This is a genomic window from Methylobacterium sp. 37f, from assembly GCF_023093475.1.
Classification (GTDB): domain Bacteria; phylum Pseudomonadota; class Alphaproteobacteria; order Rhizobiales; family Beijerinckiaceae; genus Methylobacterium.
Genome location: NZ_JAGHKN010000042.1, coordinates 1 through 18,159, shown reverse-complemented (window position 1 = coordinate 18,159; position 18,159 = coordinate 1). Strand labels below are relative to the sequence as shown.

The 18,159-nt window shown below is 70.3% G+C and carries 18 protein-coding genes and 1 pseudogene; 7 read left to right on the top strand and 12 right to left on the bottom strand.

Annotated elements, in window-relative coordinates; all coding sequences use genetic code 11:
* Nucleotides 1-58: 58 nt before the first annotated feature.
* From rutB to puuE, 4 genes and pseudogenes are all read right to left on the bottom strand, one after another.
* Complete coding sequence (gene rutB / locus J7U37_RS21040; protein WP_056480803.1) at nt 59-811, bottom strand: pyrimidine utilization protein B; 753 nt, start codon at nt 809-811, stop codon at nt 59-61.
* The gene (gene rutA, locus J7U37_RS21035) at nt 811-1,911 is read right to left on the bottom strand and encodes a pyrimidine utilization protein A (RefSeq protein WP_056480805.1); all 1,101 of its coding nucleotides are present in this window, start codon (nt 1,909-1,911) and stop codon (nt 811-813) included. Before rutA ends, rutB begins: the two co-directional genes overlap by 1 nt.
* Nucleotides 1,912-2,164: 253 nt before the next feature.
* Nucleotides 2,165-2,830, bottom strand: a complete 666-nt coding sequence (gene rutR, locus J7U37_RS21030) for an HTH-type transcriptional regulator RutR (protein WP_247636978.1) — start codon at nt 2,828-2,830, stop codon at nt 2,165-2,167.
* Between the two features lie 87 nt (nt 2,831-2,917).
* Nucleotides 2,918-3,811 (bottom strand): annotated as a pseudogene (puuE, locus tag J7U37_RS21025) (allantoinase PuuE); the annotation flags it as partial.
* Nucleotides 3,812-4,040: 229 nt separating this feature from the next.
* Here puuE and J7U37_RS21020 point away from each other — a divergent pair.
* Genes J7U37_RS21020 through ureG form a run of 6 tightly spaced genes read left to right on the top strand, consistent with a single transcriptional unit; the run spans nt 4,041 to nt 8,839 of the window.
* Nucleotides 4,041-4,661 carry an urease subunit gamma gene (locus J7U37_RS21020; protein WP_247636977.1) on the top strand — a complete coding sequence of 207 codons (621 nt, stop codon included), beginning with the start codon at nt 4,041-4,043 and terminating at the stop codon, nt 4,659-4,661.
* Nucleotides 4,662-4,665: 4 nt separating this feature from the next.
* Nucleotides 4,666-6,393 carry an urease subunit alpha gene (gene ureC / locus J7U37_RS21015; protein ID WP_056190542.1) on the top strand — a complete coding sequence of 576 codons (1,728 nt, stop codon included), beginning with the start codon at nt 4,666-4,668 and terminating at the stop codon, nt 6,391-6,393.
* A 33-nt stretch (nt 6,394-6,426) separates the two neighbouring features.
* A complete protein-coding gene (locus tag J7U37_RS21010; RefSeq protein ID WP_247636976.1) occupies nt 6,427-6,954 on the top strand; it encodes a DUF29 domain-containing protein in 528 nt (175 codons plus the stop codon).
* Between the two features lie 49 nt (nt 6,955-7,003).
* Nucleotides 7,004-7,531 (top strand): urease accessory protein UreE, encoded by a 528-nt coding sequence (locus J7U37_RS21005; RefSeq protein WP_247636975.1) that lies wholly within the window; start codon nt 7,004-7,006, stop codon nt 7,529-7,531.
* On the top strand, nt 7,524-8,198 hold the full coding sequence (locus J7U37_RS21000; RefSeq protein ID WP_247636974.1) for an urease accessory protein UreF: 675 nt from the start codon (nt 7,524-7,526) through the stop codon (nt 8,196-8,198). The genes J7U37_RS21005 and J7U37_RS21000 overlap by 8 nt, the downstream gene beginning before the upstream one ends.
* Nucleotides 8,199-8,221: 23 nt before the next feature.
* Nucleotides 8,222-8,839, top strand: coding sequence for an urease accessory protein UreG (gene ureG, locus J7U37_RS20995; RefSeq protein ID WP_056190534.1), 618 nt, complete (start codon nt 8,222-8,224; stop codon nt 8,837-8,839).
* A 24-nt stretch (nt 8,840-8,863) separates the two neighbouring features.
* Here ureG and J7U37_RS20990 read toward each other — a convergent pair whose 3' ends face one another.
* The 8 genes from J7U37_RS20990 to sfnG form a co-directional block, all read right to left on the bottom strand.
* Nucleotides 8,864-9,022, bottom strand: a complete 159-nt coding sequence (locus J7U37_RS20990; RefSeq protein ID WP_156375972.1) for a hypothetical protein — start codon at nt 9,020-9,022, stop codon at nt 8,864-8,866.
* Between the two features lie 109 nt (nt 9,023-9,131).
* A complete protein-coding gene (locus J7U37_RS20985; protein WP_056480817.1) occupies nt 9,132-10,265 on the bottom strand; it encodes an HPP family protein in 1,134 nt (377 codons plus the stop codon).
* Nucleotides 10,266-10,541: 276 nt separating this feature from the next.
* Entirely contained in the window at nt 10,542-11,282 is a 741-nt protein-coding gene (locus J7U37_RS20980) for a molybdopterin-dependent oxidoreductase (RefSeq protein WP_247636973.1), read from the bottom strand.
* A complete protein-coding gene (locus J7U37_RS20975; protein WP_247636972.1) occupies nt 11,275-12,063 on the bottom strand; it encodes a cytochrome b/b6 domain-containing protein in 789 nt (262 codons plus the stop codon). Before J7U37_RS20975 ends, J7U37_RS20980 begins: the two co-directional genes overlap by 8 nt.
* On the bottom strand, nt 12,060-12,686 hold the full coding sequence (locus tag J7U37_RS20970; RefSeq protein ID WP_247636971.1) for a class I SAM-dependent methyltransferase: 627 nt from the start codon (nt 12,684-12,686) through the stop codon (nt 12,060-12,062). The genes J7U37_RS20975 and J7U37_RS20970 overlap by 4 nt, the downstream gene beginning before the upstream one ends.
* A 96-nt stretch (nt 12,687-12,782) precedes the next feature.
* Nucleotides 12,783-14,057 (bottom strand): acyl-CoA dehydrogenase family protein, encoded by a 1,275-nt coding sequence (locus J7U37_RS20965; RefSeq protein WP_247636970.1) that lies wholly within the window; start codon nt 14,055-14,057, stop codon nt 12,783-12,785.
* Between the two features lie 167 nt (nt 14,058-14,224).
* Entirely contained in the window at nt 14,225-15,502 is a 1,278-nt protein-coding gene (locus tag J7U37_RS20960) for an SfnB family sulfur acquisition oxidoreductase (protein ID WP_247636969.1), read from the bottom strand.
* A 43-nt stretch (nt 15,503-15,545) separates the two neighbouring features.
* A complete protein-coding gene (gene sfnG / locus J7U37_RS20955; RefSeq protein WP_056190705.1) occupies nt 15,546-16,661 on the bottom strand; it encodes a dimethylsulfone monooxygenase SfnG in 1,116 nt (371 codons plus the stop codon).
* A 643-nt stretch (nt 16,662-17,304) separates the two neighbouring features.
* Here sfnG and J7U37_RS20950 point away from each other — a divergent pair.
* Nucleotides 17,305-17,727 (top strand): hypothetical protein, encoded by a 423-nt coding sequence (locus tag J7U37_RS20950; protein ID WP_056190525.1) that lies wholly within the window; start codon nt 17,305-17,307, stop codon nt 17,725-17,727.
* Nucleotides 17,728-18,159 lie beyond the last annotated feature (432 nt).

Here is an 18,159-nt window from a genome sequence, read left to right as displayed (position 1 = left end):
TGGGGCGGGGAAGGCGCCTTTGTCGATGGAGCTTGCAGGCGAATCGCGGCGGGCGGCCCTATTCCGCCGCCGCCGGGCGCGCGAGGTCCGGCCGCAGGGCCGCCTCGAAGGCGGCGACGTCCGAGACCCAGCCGAAGAAGGTCTCGATGTTGGCGAGCGCCCCCGCCTGCAGGGCGGCCGGCCCTGCCTGATGGGTGGCGTCGGCCAGCACGATGCCGAAATATTCGAGGAAGAAGCCGTCGCGCAGGGTCGATTCCACGCAGACGTTGGTGGCGATGCCGGTGAGGACCAGGGTGCGGATGCCGGCCGCGCGCAGCAGGCTGTCGAGCTGGGTGTTGTAGAAGCCGCTGTAGCGCGACTTGCCCAGCACGATGTCGCCGGGCTCCGGCTTGAGGGCGTCGACCAGGGCGTAGTCCCAGGTTCCCTTGGCGAGCAGGCGGTCGTTCATGGCCGGCTTCGCCCGCATGGTCTTGAGGGCGTTGGACTTGTGCCAGTTCGGTGAACCCGGGCCGCCGGCCTCGACGTAATCGGGGTCCCAGCCGTTCTGGAACCAGACGATTCGGATGCCGGCGGCCCGGGCCGTCGTCACCGCGCGGGCGATCTGCGCCACCACCGGTCCGGTGCCCGAGACGTCGAATCCCGCCAGATCGAGGTAGCCGCCCGGGCTGGTATAGGCGTTCTGCATGTCGACGACGATGAGCGCGGTGGCCGCGGCGTCGAAGGCGATGGGCTCGGGCCGTGCCGCCAGGGTGATGGCACCCTGGCGACCTGCCGCGTCGGTGTAGCCGGCCGGTTTCGCGGTCTGGTCCATCACGCCACCTTCGCCATGCTCTCGGCGTCCGCGGCGATATGGGCGCGGCTGGCCATCAAGGGCTGGATGCGGGTGCCGTAGGCGTCGAGCCCCTTGAGGAAGTCGTCGAACACCAGCAGCACGCCCTCGGTGCCCGGCACGGTGGCGACCTCGTCGAGCATGCGCGCCACCTCGGCGTAGGAGCCGACCAGCGTGCCCATGTTGATGTTCACCGCCGAGGTCGGGTCGGCCATCTGGCGCACGTTGGTGTCGGTGCCCGACTTGGTGTCGGCGGCGCCCTGCACCCCGAGCCAGGCGATGGCTTCCTGGTCGGCGCCGGCCTTGTAATGCTCCCAGGTGGCCCGGGCGGCCTCGTCGGTCTCGTCGGCGATGATCATGAACAGCACGTAGGAGGAGACGTCGCGGCCGGTCGCAGCCTTGGCAGATTCCAGCCGCTCCACCGTGGGGGCGAAGGCGGTGGGCGTGTTCACGCCCTTGCCGAAGCAGAAATTATAGTCGGCGTACTTCGCCGTGAACTCCATGCCGGCGCTCGACTGGCCGGCGCAGATGATCTTCATCTCGGCCTGCGGGCGCGGGCTGAGACGGCAATCGTCCATCTGGAAGAAGTCACCCTTGAGGGTACAGGTGCCGGTCTCCCACAGGTCGCGCAGAACCTGCGCGTATTCCGAGAGATACTCGTAGCGGCGCGAGAAATATTCGTCGCCGGGCCACAGGCCCATCTGGGCGTATTCCGGCCGCTGCCAGCCGGTGACGAGGTTGAGGCCGAAGCGCCCGTTCGAGATCGAATCGATGGTGGCGGCCATCCGGGCCGTGATGGCGGGGGGCATGCACAGGGTCGCGGCCGTGGCGAACAGCTTGATCCGGCTGGTGACGGCGGCCAGACCCGCCATCAGGGTGAAGGATTCGAGGTTGTGGTCCCAGAACTCGGTCTTGCCGCCGAAGCCCCGCAGCTTGATCATCGACAGGGCGAAGTCGAAGCCGTAGCCCTCGGCCTTGAGCACGATCTGCTTGTTCAGCTCGAAGCTGGGCTTGTACTGCGGCGCGTTCTCCGACAGGAGCCAGCCGTTGTTTCCGATCGGGATGAAGACGCCGACGTTCATGGCAACCTCGCTCGCACCGGGCAGCCCCGGCTGAAGGACAAGACTTCGCAACAGGCACGGACTGGACAAAGCAAGACGAGGGCCTGTCGAGACCGGACGGGAGACTGACATCACCCCCGGCACCGACGACCCAACTCTATTTAGACCAAATGGTCAAACTCCATTCGGCGCTTTTCCGGTGGTTGCATAAAGTCTCTCCGGTTTGCCTAGCGGTTGAGCGGTCGCTGCCCAGATGGATGGCGGATTCGGCCCGCTACCGCGCGGGATTCAGGCCGAGCCCGGCCAGAATCAGGTCCTGCGTGCTGGCGACGACCGATTCGAAGAAGGCCGGATCGTCGAGGCTGCGCCCGCTGACGGCATCCACCTGCACGGCGAAGTCGGCGTAGTGCTGGGTGATCGCCCAGATCGAGAAGATCAGGTGATGCGGGTCGTGCGGGTCGATTCGCCCCTGCGCGCTCCAGCTTCGGATGACGGTGGCCTTGGCCTCGACGAGGTCGCGCAGCGGACCTTCCAGCTCCGGCCGCAGCAGCGGCGCTCCCTGAACGATCTCCAGGCAGAACAGGCGCGAGGCTTGGGGCGCATCGCGCGACAGGGTCAGCTTGGCGCGGATGTAGTGCCGGAAGGCCTCGGCCGGCTCGCTGTCGGCGTCGAAGGCCTGGAGCGGATCGAGCCAGACCGCGAGCACCCGGCGCAGGACCGCGATGTAAAGCTCCTCCTTCGAGGGAAAGTAGTACAGCAGGTTGGTCTTCGAGAGGCCCGCCCGCTCGGCGATGCCCTCGACGCTGGCGCCATGCAGCCCAACGCTCGAAAACAAGGCAAGCCCTGCATCGAGGATCATCACGCGGCGCGCCTCGCCGTCCTTGCGACGCCGACGTGCGGGTGGGGAGGCGACGGCGGCGTCCGGGCTGGTCTCGGTCATGGCGCGCATCGAAGCCCGCGGCGGCGGCGCCTGGCAAGAGGGGCGATGCGGTGTGTCCCGCGCTATTCCGGCGCGCCGCCGTCAGGCGGGCGGGTGCGTCCGTATCCAGTGCTCGGCGATGTCGATGCGGCGGGCGACCCAGACCCGGTCGTGGGCGGCGATATGGTCGAGGAAGCGGACCAGGGCACCGATCCGCCCCGGCCGGCCGACGAGCCGGCAATGCAGGCCCACCGACATCATCTTGGGCGCGTGCTCGCCCTCTTCATAGAGCGCATCGAAGGTGTCGCGCAGGTAGGTGAAGAGGTGGTCGCCGGTGTTGAAGCCCTGGATCGCCGCGCATTTCATGTCGTTGGCGTCGAGGGTGTAGGGCACCACGAGGCCCCGGCCGCTGGGCTCCGTGATCCAGTACGGCAGGTCGTCGGCGTAGGAATCGGCGAGATAGGTCATCCCGGCCTCGATCCCGAGGTCGAGGGTGTGGGGCGAGGAGCGCCCGGTGTACCAGCCGCGCGGGCGCGCCCCGGTGAGATCGGTGTGGATGCGGATCGCCTCGTCCATGTGCGCCTTCTCCTCGGCGCGGGTGAAGTCGCGGTAGTCGATCCATTTCAGCCCGTGGCAGGCGATCTCCCAATCGGCCTCCCGCATGGCGGCGGCGATGTCGGGATGGCGGGCCAGCGCGGTGGCGACGGCGAACGCCGTCACGGGAATGTTGCGCGATTGGAACAGCCGCCACAGCCGCCAGAACCCGGCCCGCGCGCCGTATTCGAACAGCGATTCCATACTCATGTGACGCTGGCCCGGCCAGGGCTGCGCGCCGACGAGCTCCGACAGGAAGGCCTCCGAGGCCGCATCCCCGTGCAGGATGCAGTTCTCGCCCCCCTCCTCGTAGTTGAGCACGATCTGCACCGCGATCCGCGCGTTGCCCGGCCAGTGCGGATGCGGCGGGGTGCGGCCGTAGCCGACGAGGTCGCGGGGATAGGTCACGGGGCCGGCCCTTGGCTTGGCGTGAGGATCGACTTCGCTGTTCGGCCGGGGAGGCGCCTGCTGTCAACCGGCTCGGGGTCCTTGCACTCGCGGCGCCGGAATGCATCCATGCGCGCCGCGCCGCGCCGCGCTGACTGCGGCGAGCTTGCCGCGCCGAATCCTCACCGCGCACGGTCCTTGCCTTCACCGGCGGCTGACCGGCCCGCGCCCAACCCCCGAGGTCTCTCCCGTGCTCCTGACCCCTCGCGAAAAGGACAAGCTCCTCCTCGCCATGGCCGCGCAGGTGGCCCGCAACCGGCTCAGCCGGGGCGTGAAGCTGAATTACCCGGAGGCGGTGGCGCTGATCAGCGACTTCGTGGTCGAGGGCGCGCGGGACGGGCGCTCGGTCTCGGAGCTGATGCAGGCCGGCGGGCACGTGCTCACCGCCGAGCAGTGCATGGACGGCATCCCCGAGATGATCCACGACATCCAGGTCGAGGCGACCTTCCCGGACGGGACCAAGCTCGTCACCGTGCACCACCCGATCCGGGGCGCGGCCTCGGCCGAGGTCCCCGGCACCGTGACCACCCTGCCCGGCGAGATCGTGTTCAACGAAGGTGCGCCCCGGACCCTGGTGACGGTCTCGAATGTCGGCGACCGACCGATCCAGGTCGGCTCGCACTACCACTTCTACGAGGTCAATCCCGGCCTGACCTTCGACCGCGAGGCGGCGCGCGGCCAGCGCCTCGACATCGCCCCCGGCACGGCGGTGCGCTTCGAGCCCGGCGTGACCCGCGAGGTCGTGCTGGTGCCGCTCGGCGGAAACCGCACCGTGTACGGGTTCCGCGGCGACGTGATGGGAGCGCTCTGACACCATGGCCAACATGCCCCCCCGCGCCGCCCTGCCCCGGGCCGCCTATGCCGACATGTTCGGCCCGACCACGGGCGACCGCATCCGGCTCGCCGACACGTCCCTCGTGATCGAGGTCGAGCGCGACCACACCACCTATGGCGAGGAGGTGAAGTTCGGCGGCGGCAAGGTGATTCGCGACGGCATGGGGCAATCCCAGGTCACCAACCAGGACGGGGCGGTGGACACCGTCATCACCAACGCGGTGGTCCTCGACCATTGGGGCGTGGTGAAGTGCGACGTCGGGATCGTGAAGGGCCGGATCGCCAAGCTCGGCAAGGCCGGCAACCCGGATATCCAGCCCGGCGTCGACATCGTCGTCGGCCCCGGCACGGAGGTGATCGCCGGCGAGGGCAAGATCCTCACTGCCGGCGGGTTCGACAGCCACATCCACTACATCTGCCCGCAGCAGATCGACGAGGCCCTGTGCTCCGGCATCACCACCATGCTGGGCGGTGGCACCGGGCCGGCGCACGGCACCTTCGCCACCACCTGCACCCCCGGGCCGTGGCACCTCGCCCGAATGATCGAGGCGGCGGATGCCTTCCCGATGAACCTCGCCTTCGCGGGCAAGGGCAACGCGGCGCGGCCCGAGAGCCTGGTGGAGATGGTCCGCGCCGGGGCCTGCGCGCTGAAGCTGCACGAGGATTGGGGGACCACGCCCCAGGCCATCGACACCTGCCTCACCGTCGCCGACCTCCACGACGTGCAGGTGATGATCCACTCCGACACGCTCAACGAATCCGGCTTCGTCGAGGACACGATCCGGGCCTTCGCGGGGCGGACCATCCACGCCTTCCACACCGAGGGGGCGGGCGGCGGCCACGCGCCGGACATCATCAAGGTGGCGGGGCTGGCCAACGTGCTGCCGTCCTCGACCAACCCGACGCGGCCCTACACGAAGAACACCATCGACGAGCATCTCGACATGCTGATGGTGTGCCACCACCTCGACCCGGCCATCCCGGAGGACCTCGCCTTCGCGGAGAGTCGCATCCGGCGCGAGACCATCGCGGCCGAGGACATCCTGCACGATATCGGCGCGCTCTCGATGATGTCCTCGGACAGCCAGGCCATGGGCCGGGTCGGCGAGGTCGTCATCCGCACCTGGCAGACGGCCGACAAGATGAAGCGCCAGCGCGGCGCCCTGCCGGGCGACACCTCCGGCAACGACAACCTGCGCGCCCGCCGCTACGTGGCCAAGTACACCATCAACCCGGCCATCGCGCACGGCGTCTCGGGCCAGATCGGCTCGGTGGAGCCGGGCAAGCTCGCCGATCTCGTCCTGTGGAATCCGGCCTTCTTCGGGGTGAAGCCCGATCTCGTCATCAAGGGCGGGGCCATCGCCACTGCCCCGATGGGCGACCCCAACGCCTCGATCCCGACGCCGCAGCCGGTGCATTACCGGCCGATGTTCGGGGCCTACGGCCGGGTGCCCTTCGCCACCGCCCTGACCTTCGTGTCGAAGGCGGCGATCGAGGATGGCCTGGGCGAGAGGCTGGGGGTGCAGAAGCGCCTCGTCGCCGTCGAGAACGTGCGCGGCGGCATCTCGAAGAAAAGCATGATCCTCAACGACGCCACCCCGCACATCGAGGTCGACCCCGAGACCTACGACGTCCGCGCCGACGGCGAACTCCTGGTCTGCGAGCCCGCCGAGGTGCTGCCGATGGCGCAGCGCTACTTCCTGTTTTGAGGTAGGATGCGGTCGACGCGCGCGGAGTCCCACATGTCCAAGGCGGCCCTCAGCCCATCCCAGGGGCACGACCTCTACGAGACCGACCTCTACCTGTGGACGCAGGATCAGGCCGCCCTTCTGCGCACGGGGGGGCGGCAAGCCGGTGGCCAGCAAGCCGGCGACCAGCAAGCCAGCGACCGGCACCGCATCGACTGGTACCATCTTGCCGAGGAAATCGAGAGCTTGGGTGGATCGCAAAAATCCGAGATCCGGAACCGCCTCGCCGTGCTGCTCCAGCACCTGCTGAAATGGGAATTCCTGCCGGACCATCGGAAATACGGCTGGCGCGCCTCGATGGTCGAGCAGCGTCTCCAGATCGAAGGTCTTCTCGATGTCAGCCCGAGCCTCCGGGCTTGGCCGGAGAGGGTCCTGGCCAAGGCCTATCACCTGGCGCGCGTCCGCGCGGCGAGCGAGACCGGGCTGGCGGAACAGACATTTCCGCAGGCCTGTCCCTACACCCTGGCGCAGATCCTGGACGACAGCTTCTATGCCGGCCCTCTCGAGCCTCGCTTCACCTGATGAACTCTGCCGATCCCGTGACCATCTGCACCGTATCGTCCCACGCCCCATGATCCGCGCCACCCACGTCCAGCGCCGCGATGCCCTGTCCGGCGAGATCGTCGATCGCATCGTCCTCGACCATGGCGACCGGCACCGCCGGCGTATGGCCATGCGCGCCGCGGGCGGGCTGTCCTTCCTGCTCGACCTGCCCGAGCCGACCGTCCTCGACGACGGCGACGCCCTGGTGCTGCAGGATGGCCGGCTGGTCTGGGTCGAGGCCGCGCCGGAGCCGCTGCTGGAGATCCGGGCGGCCGACGATCACGCCCTCAAGCGCCTGATCTGGCACATCGGCAACCGGCATATCCCGGCCGAGATCGGCACCGACGCGGTCTATATCGGCTTCGACCACGTGCTCGCCGAGATGGTGCGCGGACTGGGCGGCAGCGCCGAACCGGTGCAGCGCCCGTTCCGGCCGGAGGGCGGCGCCTATGCGGGCGAGGCCGCAAGTCAGCATCACCACGCCCACCATCATGGTCACCACCCGCACGACCACCCGCACGACCACTTGCACGACCATCCGCACGCTCATGATTGAGGCCCTGCGCCTGATGGCGTGGCTGTCGCCGGGCTATCCGGTGGGGGCCTACGCCTATTCGCACGGGCTTGAGGGCGCGGTGGAGAGCGGCGAGGTCGGCGACGAGGCCTCGCTGACGGATTGGCTCGCCGACGTGCTCGAGCACGGCTCGGGCCGCAACGACCTCATCCTCCTGGCCGAAGCCCATGCGGCGGCGTCGGCCGGAGACGCGCCGAGGCTGTCCGAGGTCAACGACCTCGCCCTGGCCCTGGCCCCCTCGCGCGAACTGCACCTGGAGACGAGCCAGCAGGGCCGCAGCTTCCTCGACGCCACCGTGGCGGCCTGGGGCACGCCGGGCCTCGATCGCCTCGCCGCGGGCCTGCCCGGCGCGGTCGCCTACCCCGTCGCCGTCGGGCTCGCGGCCGGCGCCCACCGCATGGCCCTGGCGCCGGTGCTGGCCGGGTTCGGCCTCGCCTTCCTGCAGAACCTGGTCTCGGCGGCCCTGCGCTGCGCGCCCATCGGCCAGAGCGCCGGCACGCGGATCGTCGCCGCCCTGACGCCGCGGGTGACGGCGCTCGCCTTCACCATTCCGGCGCTCACCCGCGACGATCTCGGCAGCGCCACCCTGAATCTCGACCTCGGCTCGTTCCGGCACGAGACCCAGTATTCCCGGATCTTCCGGTCCTGAGCCCCCCGCATGAGGAATGTGCGATGACGTCTCTCAACGGCCCGCTTCGCGTCGGCATTGGCGGCCCCGTCGGTTCCGGCAAGACGGCCCTGATGGAGCAGCTGTGCAAGCGCTTCCGCGACACCTACGAAATCTGCGCCATCACCAACGACATCTACACCAAGGAGGATGCCCGCCTCCTCACCGTGGCCGGCGCCCTGCCCGAGGAGCGGATCATGGGCGTCGAGACCGGCGGCTGTCCGCACACGGCCATTCGCGAGGATGCCTCGATCAATCTCGCGGCGGTGGCGGAGATGCGCCGGCGTTTCCCGAAGCTCGACCTGATCCTGATCGAGTCGGGCGGCGACAACCTCGCGGCGACCTTCTCGCCGGAACTCGCCGACCTGACCCTCTACGTCATCGACGTGGCGGGCGGCGAGAAGATCCCCCGCAAGGGCGGCCCCGGCATCACCCGCTCGGATCTTCTGATCGTCAACAAGACCGACCTCGCGCCCCTGGTCGGCGCCGATCTCGGCATCATGGAATCGGACACGAAGCGGATGCGCGGCACCCGGCCCTACGTGTTCTCGTCCCTGCGCGACGGCCACGGGGCGGACGCCATCGCGCGCTTCGTGGTGGAGGCCGGCGGGCTGAACGCCTGAGCGGCCTTCTTCGGACGGACCGTCCTAAGACCGGCCCACCGGCGCCCTGGTCCCGGCCGACGTTCGTGCAGGCGACGCGGTGCGGAGGCGGTGGACCTGCCAGGTCAGCATCATGCTGGCCACCATCAGGGCGGCATGCAGCAGGTGGAGCAGAACGGGCGTCTCGTGCAGCGTGTCTGGCATCGGCGGGACCTGCGGGCGCATCCGGCGCGCCGGGAGCCGAGGCGTGCAACAAGCGGGCCAGACGTCCCCGCTCGGAAGGCCGGTCCCGCTTCAGGAACCCGGATCCGGCTCAGGAAGCCGGCTGCAGAGCCGCTCCCCGGGGCGCTACGTCCGGCGCCTCGAACGCCTTCGCCGAGACCAGGCGCGTCAGGACCGCGAGCAGGTCGGTCTGGGTGACGATTCCGAGGATGCGGTCGTCTGGAGCGGTGACCACCACCGCGTGGCTGTGGCCGTTGGTGAGGACCTCGACCAGGCTGAGCACCGGCGCGTCCGGCTCGGCCGTCCGCGCCTCCGACATCACCCGCGCCAGCTCCGGCACGGGATTTTGCCCCGAACGCCCCTCGCTCCGCAGCGACAGCTCGCGCAGACCGACCGTGCCGACGAGCTGGCCGGATTCCGACACCACCGGCAGCGTCCGGATGTTGTGCCGGAGCAGCAGGTCGCGGGCTCGCTCGGGCGATTCGTGCAGGCCGAGGGTGATCACGTCGCGGGACATCACCGCCCCGCAGGTCAGGGTTCCGTGGGTCCTCTGCAGGGCCTGGGCCTCGACCTCCCGCAGCAGACGGTCGAGGTCGGTGCGGTCGATGTCGAGGGTTTCGTTGAGGGTCAGCAGCGCCGCGTCGACGTCCCGGACGTTGAAGCCCACCCGCACCGGGGCGGGCGCGTCGGCGGTGCCGTGCGGGTTGACCGGGGTGGCGGGTGCGACGTGCGGATAGGTCCGCCCCGAGACCCGATGGAAGGCGATGCCGAGCCCGACCAGGATGAGGGAGTTGAGGCAGACCGGGACGAACGGGAACAGGAAGCCGGACGAGGCGATGGCGGGGCCGCCGATCAGGGCGGTCAGGGCGGCGGCTCCGCCGGGCGGATGCAGGCAGCGGGTGAACGACATCACGGCGATGGCCAGCGAGACGCCGACCCCGATGGCCAGGACCGGGTTGGAGATGAAATGCGCGGCCGTGACGCCGATCAGGGCTGAGATCGTATTGCCGCCGATGATCGGCCAGGGCTGGGCCAGGGGGCTGGCCGGTACGGCGAAGAGCAGCACCGCCGTCGCGCCCATGGGCGCGACGATCAGGGGAATGTGCGGCCCCTCCCCGACGATCCAGCCGCTGACGAGCCCCGTGAGGGCGATGCCGATGAGCGCGCCGAGGCAGCCGATCAGCCGCTCGCGCAGGGTCGCGCCGGCCAGGATCGGCCGGAACACCCGGGCGCTCAGGGATGATCCGAGAGGAACGCCTGCAGGGACACCACCGACAGGGATTCCGGTCCGGCGTTCAGGGCCAACCCCATGCGACATCTGACACCCCACATTCTCGCGCCGTCCGCCTTCTGTGTCGGCCATCGCCGACGATGCGGGTAGGCATCTCTGGTATACCAGCGAAAAACTGACAGACCGGCTCGGAAAATGCAACGCGCTTGGGCAGAATGCCTGCCATGAAGGCAGAGCCTTATGCCTGCCATGAAGGCAGATGCTTCGGCTTCAGATGCCCGCGTACCAGGGGAATCCGAGTTCGGCGACCATGCTGCCGCGACCCTGGCCGAGGCCGTCGACCCGGTCCACCGCCTCGATCGCGCTGAGATATTTCAGGCTCTTGTAGCCGAGCTGGCGTTCCACCCGCAGGCGGACCGGGGCGCCGTGCGCCACCGGCAGGGGGGCGTCGTTCATGCCGTAGGCCAGGATTGTCTGCGGATGGAGGGCATCGAACAGGTCGTAGCTGTCCCACCAGCCATCGACGCTGCGCACCACGATGAAGCGGGCCTCCGGCTTCAGGCCCACCGTGGCGAGCAGGTGGGCCAGCGGCACGCCCGTCCACTTGGCGATGGCCGACCAGCCCTGCTCGCAGGCGTGGAGGGTGATCTGTTTCCGGGCCGGCATCGCCCGGAGGTCGGCGAGGGAGAACGCGCCCGGGCGCTCGACGAGGCCGCCGACCGGGAGCCGCCAATCCGTGAATCCGAGGGCCTTGGAGCGCCGGTAATCGGAATGGTCCGGGTCCGTGGTGTTGATGGTCGGGAACACCGCCGAGATCGCCTCCGGCCCGAACTCGCGCACCAGGGGCTGGTGGCGCTGGAGCCAGCGCTGGACCGCGAAGGTCAGGCCGTTGCTCCAGTCGTAGGGGGTGGCGAGCCGCGACAGGGCCGGCGCCTCGCAGCCGCCGAGCAGCCCGGCGCCCAGCAGCGTGCCCGAACCAGCGAGGAGGCGGCGGCGCGAGAGGTCACGCATCGGGGGGCTCCGCAGCAGGAATTCGGGAAGGGGCTCGGGGAGGAACTCGGGGAGGAACTCGGGGAGGAATTCGGGAATCGTCTCGGGGAACGCGGAAGCGTCCGGTGATCATCGAGCGCATCAGGTTGCCGGCCCCGCCGACGAAGACCTGGGCCACGTGCACCACCAGGAACGCCACCAGCAGGCAGGCGGTGAGGAAATGCAGCGTGCGCGCCGATTGCCGGCCGCCGAACAGGGTGAACAGCTCCGGATAGGCGGCCGTGACGCCCGGCGACATGGTCAGCCCGGTGAGCACCATCAGGGGAAACAGGCCGAACAGCACCGCCAGGTAGGTGAACTTCTGCAGGGCGTTGTAGCGCAGGGCCTCGCGGCCGCGCGCCGGCCGGAGGCGGACATGGTCGGCGATCTCGCGGGCGAGGTGGCGCGGAGCGAGCTGGTCCCGGTCGGGGACGAGGTCTCGGGCGAAGTGGCCGCCCACGAAGGCGACGATGCCGTAGACGATCCCGTTGAGCACCAGCACCCAGGCGGCGAGGAAGTGCAGGTTGCGGCCCCAGCCCGTCTGTTCGAGGTTGACCGGCAGCGGCAGGTCGAGGGCGGCCGGCGCCCCGTTGGCCCCGGTCTCGCCCCAGAACAGGCGCGGCAGGGCGAGCAGGATCGCGACGCCGCTGACCAGCAGGGCCAGGAACGCGGCGGCATTGAGCCAGTGGGTCAGCCGCACCCAGGCGGCGTGGCGATGGACCAGGGACGGGTCCGGAGCCTCTGCCGGGGGCGCCCGCCTCACGCGGGGGCCTGCGGGGCCGAAACCGGAGGCCCCTGCAGCACGTCGAGGCGGTAGCGCTCGGTGCGGCTCTGGTGGCGGGGCGTCAGGCCGGGCGCCGTCAGCCCGATCAGGGTTTCCACGGCCGCATCGGCGCTGAGGGGAAAGTCCGTCTCACCGAGCCAGTGCACCAGGACGACCTCGCCCCCGGGCTTCAGCGACGCGGTGAGATGTTGGGCGATCCGGGACAGGTCCTCGGGGGTGAAGAAGTACAGCACCTCCGACAGCAGCACGAGGTCGAACCGGCCGGGCGGCCATTCATCCGGCACCGCCGCCCGCAGGAAGTCGACCTGCGGGCTGTCGGCGCAGCGCGCGCGGGCAGTGTCGAGGGCGCTCTCGGCCACGTCGAGGGCGAGCAGGCGCCCGCAGCGATAGGCGAGGCGCCGGGTCATGACGCCGATCGAGCAGCCGATCTCCAGGGCCTCGGCGTAGGTCGGCCGGCCGAGCGCCGCCAGGGTGGCGGCGTACTTGGCGTGCTCGTAGGGCGAGGTGGTGAAGTCCCAGGGATCGGGATTGGCGGCGTAGAGGTCGGTGAAATAATCCGCCGGCAATGTCCGGGTGGCGCGTGTCGGGATGGAGCCGGTCATGAAAGCCTCGCCGATGGGACGCACGGCCCCGAGCCTGAAGCGGACGGGAGGGGAATCGGTGGTCCGGACGCCATCATGCGCGGACCGCGCTGCACCTCAAACACCCGCCGATCGCGCCTCTGGCGCGGGCATCCCGGGGGGATCACGCCACAGGAGGTCCGCCGGCCGCGCCTCGGCGAGGATATGGGCCGCCGCGGCGGTGAGCGCCCGGTCCGGCCCGGGCTGGCGCAGGTAGGTCGCCAGGTCCCGTGCCAGGCGCTCCAGGGGATGCGGGCTGAGGAAGCCCGAGAGCCCGACCGAGCGCTGGGCCCGCTCCAGCACGTCGAGCCCGGCCCGTTCCACCGCCAGACGGGTGAGGTTGACGTAGGCGATCACCCGCTCGGGCTCCGCCGCCGGGTCGCTGGCCAGCACCGCCGCCCGGGCCACGAACAGGCGCGCCGTTTCCACCGCGATCGCGGCCTCCCCGAGGCGGGCGGCCTGGTGCGGGTCGCCGCCGCGTCCGGTGGCCCGGAGATGGGTCCGCAGGGCGTCGAACACCGCCTCGATGCCGCCGAGCTGCACCGCGGCGAAGCGCCAGGCCCCGCCGGAGAAGTGCGGCTCGGCGAAGTAGGCGTCCGGTCCGCCGACGAAGCCGCCCGGATCGGCGGGCAGGCCGGTGAAGTCGAGGATGCCCGAGGTCGAGGCGCGCATGCCGTGGGCCTGCCAGCCGGAAAGGTCGGCCCGGGTCCCGGCCACGAGGTTGGCCACCAGCATCTGCTGGCGCCCGTCCGGCCGGCGCGCGGTGACGAGGGGGCGGGTGACCGATCCGGCCCCGGAGGCGAACGACTTGACCCCGCGCAGCCGCCAGCCAGCCCCGGCTCCTTGCGGGGCTTCCGAGCCTTCCAGGCCTTGCAAGTCTTCGACGCCCGGCAAGTCTTCCACGCCCGGCACGTCTTCCAGACTGAGGCCGCCGGTCTGGGGCTGGGTGTTCCAGACCCCGAACAGGTGCCCGGCCCGGACGTCGCCTGCGAGGCGCTCGGCCACCGCCGGGTCGGCGTAGCGCAGGATCAGCAGCAGGGCGTTGACGTGGCCCTCATAGAGTCGGCCGAGGGCGAGGCTGCCGCGCCCGACCCGCGCCAGGACGTCGGCGAGGACCGGCGCCCGCTCGGGCGCGTCGAGGCCGGCGCCGCCGAGGGACACCGGCAGCGGCGCCGCCAGCAGTCCGGCCTCGTATGCGTGGGCCACGTCTTCGGCCGGAAACCCGCCCGCGCGGTCGAGGGCGTCGGCGCGCTCGCCGGCCCGGTCCGCCACCGCCCGGGCCGCCGCCAGAATCCTCGCCGGGTCGGGGGCCGAGCAGTCCTGAAGATGTCGATGAAGGGGGATGAAGTTCATGGACAGCACATGGATCACGCCCGCGCGATCTCCAGACGCTGATTGCGTACACAAGCTCCGTTTTTCCGCGTCGAAGCCCGGTTCTCCCGCGTCAAAAAGCACCTGGGTTGCCGAGGCGCACGACGGCGCGGCGGGGGCGCCGCCGCGCTCCGTCCGGTTCCCCCGCGTCAGCTCCAGGCGTGGAAGGGCGGGTTCACGCCGTTGAGGGCGTGATTGCCGACGATCGCGTATTTCCAGCGCACGGGGTCGTGGAGGGTGTGGGTACGGGCGTTGCGCCAGTGCCGGTCGAGGTTGTGCTCGGCCAGGGTCGAGCGGGTGCCGGCGAGCTCGAACAGGGTGTTGGTCGTGCTCAGAGCCACCTCGGTGGTGAGCACCTTGGCCTCCGCCACCGCCAGCTGCGCCGCCGCCACCGTGTCGGCCTGCGGTGCCGCCACGGCGGCGTCGAGGGCGAGGCCCGCCCGGTCGAGCAGCGCCTCGGCCGCGTGCAGCCGGATGGTCAGGTCGCCGACGATGCGGATGGTGTGGGGGTCGTCGGAGGCCCGCTCCAGGCCGCTGTCGACCCAGGGGCGCGACCGGGTGCGCACGAACTCGATGGTCTCGGCGAGCGCCGCCCGGGCGATGCCCGCATCCACGGCCGCCTGGATGATCTGGAAGATGGCCCCGTCGGCGCTCGGGGCGGCGTAGCCCTTCCAGGCCGGCACCAGATGGGTCTTGGGCACCCGCACGCCGTCGATCCGCACCGTGCCGCTGGCGGTGGTGCGCTGGCCGAAGCTCGACCAGTCGTCGATCACCGTGAGGCCCGGGGCGTTGCGTCCGGCGATGGCGTACCAGGCCCGGCCCGCGTCATCGAGGGCCACGATGGGCACGAGATGGGCCAGCAGCGCGCCGGTGGCGTAGAACTTGGTGCCCTGGACCACGACGTGGTCGCCGTCCTCGACGAAATGCGTCTTGAAGTCGGCGGCACGCGGCGTGCCCATTTCCGAGAAGGCGTTGCCGAAGCGGGTGCCGGCCAGCACCAGCCCGAACAGCAGCGCCTTCTGGTCCGCGTCCGACACCGTGTCGATCGCCGCCACGATGCCGAGGTGGTTCTGAGCGATCTGGCCGATCGACGGGTCGCCCGCCGACACGATGGCGATGACCTGGGCCACGGTCCGGTACGACAGCCCCGGCCCGCCCTGCGCCCGCGGCACGTTGATCGACCACAGGCCGCTCTGCGAGAACGCGTCGAGTTCGGCCAGGGGGCGGCGCCCGGTGCGGTCGCGCTCCGAAGCGCCGGCCCGGAACCCCTCCGCCAGCGCGTGGGCGATCCGCAGGGCCTCGGCGGCGTCGCGGACGATGTGGGCCGGGGCGGCGGGGCGCTCGGGACCGGGCGCCCCGGTGGGCCAGCGATGGGTCTCCCGTGATGTCTGGCTGGCGGCGATGTTCGGGCTGACGGCGATGGTCATGGCGTGTCTCCGGATCGGGGGCGGTTCGGCGGAGGGCCGCGCGTCAGGCGGCCCGCGCCCGTTCGCGGCGGGCCGCCTCCAGGGCGCGCACCCGCGGGATCACGTGTTCGCCGAAATAGGCCACGTCCTCCTGGAAGTGCAGGAAGGCCAGCAGCGCCAGGTCGGCCCCGGCATCCTTGAGCGCCACAATGCGCGCGGCGATCTGGTCAGGCGTGCCGATCAGGTTGGTCTTGAAGCCGTCATTGTACTGGACGAGGTCCTCGAAGCTCGATTTCGCCCAGTTGCCCTCCCCTTCCGGCGAGGCCTTGCCGGCGTTCTTCGCCTCGTGGCCGAAGGCCTTCACGGCGTCCGGGTCGGCCTGGTCGATGATCTCCCGCAGGACGGCCTGTGCCTCTTCCTCGGTGTCGCGCGCGATGACGAAGGCGTTGACGCCCACCTTCACCGCATGCCCGTTGGCCTTCGCCTTGGCCTGGAGGTCGTCGACCTGGGCCCGCAGGCCCTCCGGCGTGTTGCCGTTGGTGAAGTACCAGTCGGAGACGCGGGCGGCCATGTCGCGGGCGGCGCGCGAGGAGCCGCCCTGGAAGATCTCCGGCTGCGGGTCGGCCGGCTTCGGCCGCAGGGTGTAGTCGCTGTAGCGGTAGAAATCGCCCCGGAAGGTGAAGTTGTCCTGGGTCCAGATCCCCCGCAGGGACCGGATGAACTCCTCCGAGCGGCGGTAGCGCTCGTCGTGGTCGAGCCACGGCTCGCCGATGGCGCGGAACTCGCCCGAGAACCAGCCCGAGACCACGTTGACGGCGATGCGGCCTTCCGAAAGCTGGCTGATCGTGGCGATCTGCTTGGCGGCCAGCGTCGGGTTCCACGGGCCGGGCAGCAGCGCGGCGATGACCTTCAGCGTGCTGGTGGCGGCCAGCAGCGCGTGGCTGAAGGCGACGGATTCATGCTGATACTCGGCGCCGTATCCGGCGGTGAAGCGGATCTGCGTCAGGGCGTAGTCGAACCCGGCGGCCTCGGCGATCTGCGCGAGGCGGCGGTTGTAGGGGCCGTCCCAGCTCGTGCGCTGGGGAATCTTGCTGATGACGAGGCCGCCCGAGACGTTGGGCACCCAGTAGGCGAAGCGGATCGGATCGCTGTCGTCGTGGTGCGGCGGTTGGAAGCTCATGTTCGGATCCATGCGTTTTCAGCGGGCGCGCAAGGTCGGCGGCCCGGCAGGTTGGGTTTTCGGATTGAATACAAAAGACGAGGCGTCGACATGATTGCCTCACGTCTCCGTGACGCCGAGGCCTGGACTTGGTCTTTGTTGGTGCTTGCTGTTCCTCGTCTAGAATTGCCCGGACGCGTGTCCGCGTCAAAGGAAGCAAACGGCTTTTTTCAGGCCTCCGGCGAAAACCCGTTCCCCCGAACGCGACCGGCGCCGAAGGTTTGTGTCGTGGGGCTGTTCGGGGACCGGCGCGCCGCTGCGGCCCGGTCATGCGCGCGCCTTCCGGGCAGGTCCGGGGCGCGGGACAGGGCTGATCCGGCGCCGACGATGCCCGGATTGCGGGCGCTGCCGGGATGCCGAATTCAGTTGCCGGGGCCGGATTGCTTGTTCCGGCGCCTTTCTGGGCAGCTGAATGCTGATAAGGTGGGCAATATCGAAAATTTGCCGATCTTGTAAGCTTGCCCTTCAAAATGACATTGCTTCGCGAAACCGGTCGTTTAAGCACGCGTTAATTCATCGCCCCTTACGTTTGGCTCCATCTCCAAGGGATCGCCGAAGTCTCCGATCTCGGTTCACCCAGGACTTTCATCCAGGAACACCGTCCATGCTGGCCGCGTCCCGACGACCGCTCGTGGTTCTCCTTGCCGGAGACGAGCTGACCCGTTCCATCACCACGAGTTGCCTCGAGATGTCGGGCTACGACGTGCTCGGCGCCCGCACCGCCGGCGAGGTCGAGAGCCTGCTGCTCGCCCGGCCGGACGAGGGCCGGGTCGACGTGCTGGTGACCGATGCCGACGTGCGCGACACGGTGGACGGATTGTCCCTGGCGGGCGTGGCCCGCTGCCTCGATCCGACCGTAGGGGTGATCTACACCGTCCGCTCGCCGCGCCGCCTCGACGGCGAGGCCCTGGAGCCGGGCGCCCTGCGCCTGCGCACGCCCTATCACGGCCACCAGCTCGTCGCCCTGATCACCGACCTCCTGGCCAGCCCGGCCAATCGACGCGAGCAGGCCCGCGCGGCCGCGTGAGTCGGGGGGCTGCGCCCCCGACCGCCTGCCCGTTTCACACCGCGCCGATTCCACCCGCCCGTTGCCCGTTGCCCGTCCGCCTCTGCGCGTCTCGATTCACACACCTGATCTTGCCGGCAGACCGCGTCCCTCTCCCCCGTGTGGTGGGGAGAGGTTCGGCGTGGCGGTGGTTGGGTGACCCTCAGCCGGCGGAGGCTGGCGGGGCCCCCCCCACCCCCAGCTCCAACGCCGCCCCACAGGCGCGACGGATCGCGGGCAGGCCCGGGATCCGCTGGGGAGCAGGGCCGCGTCGCGGTGAGATGCCGTGAATCCAGGAGCCCGTGGAGAGGGAGCGTGCCCGTCCCCGACGCACCGGCCCAGGCGCCCGCCCCCGGTCGCCAACCCCCAATGTCCAACCCGCCTGTCCGTCCGGCGCCGGGCGGTGTATCAGGC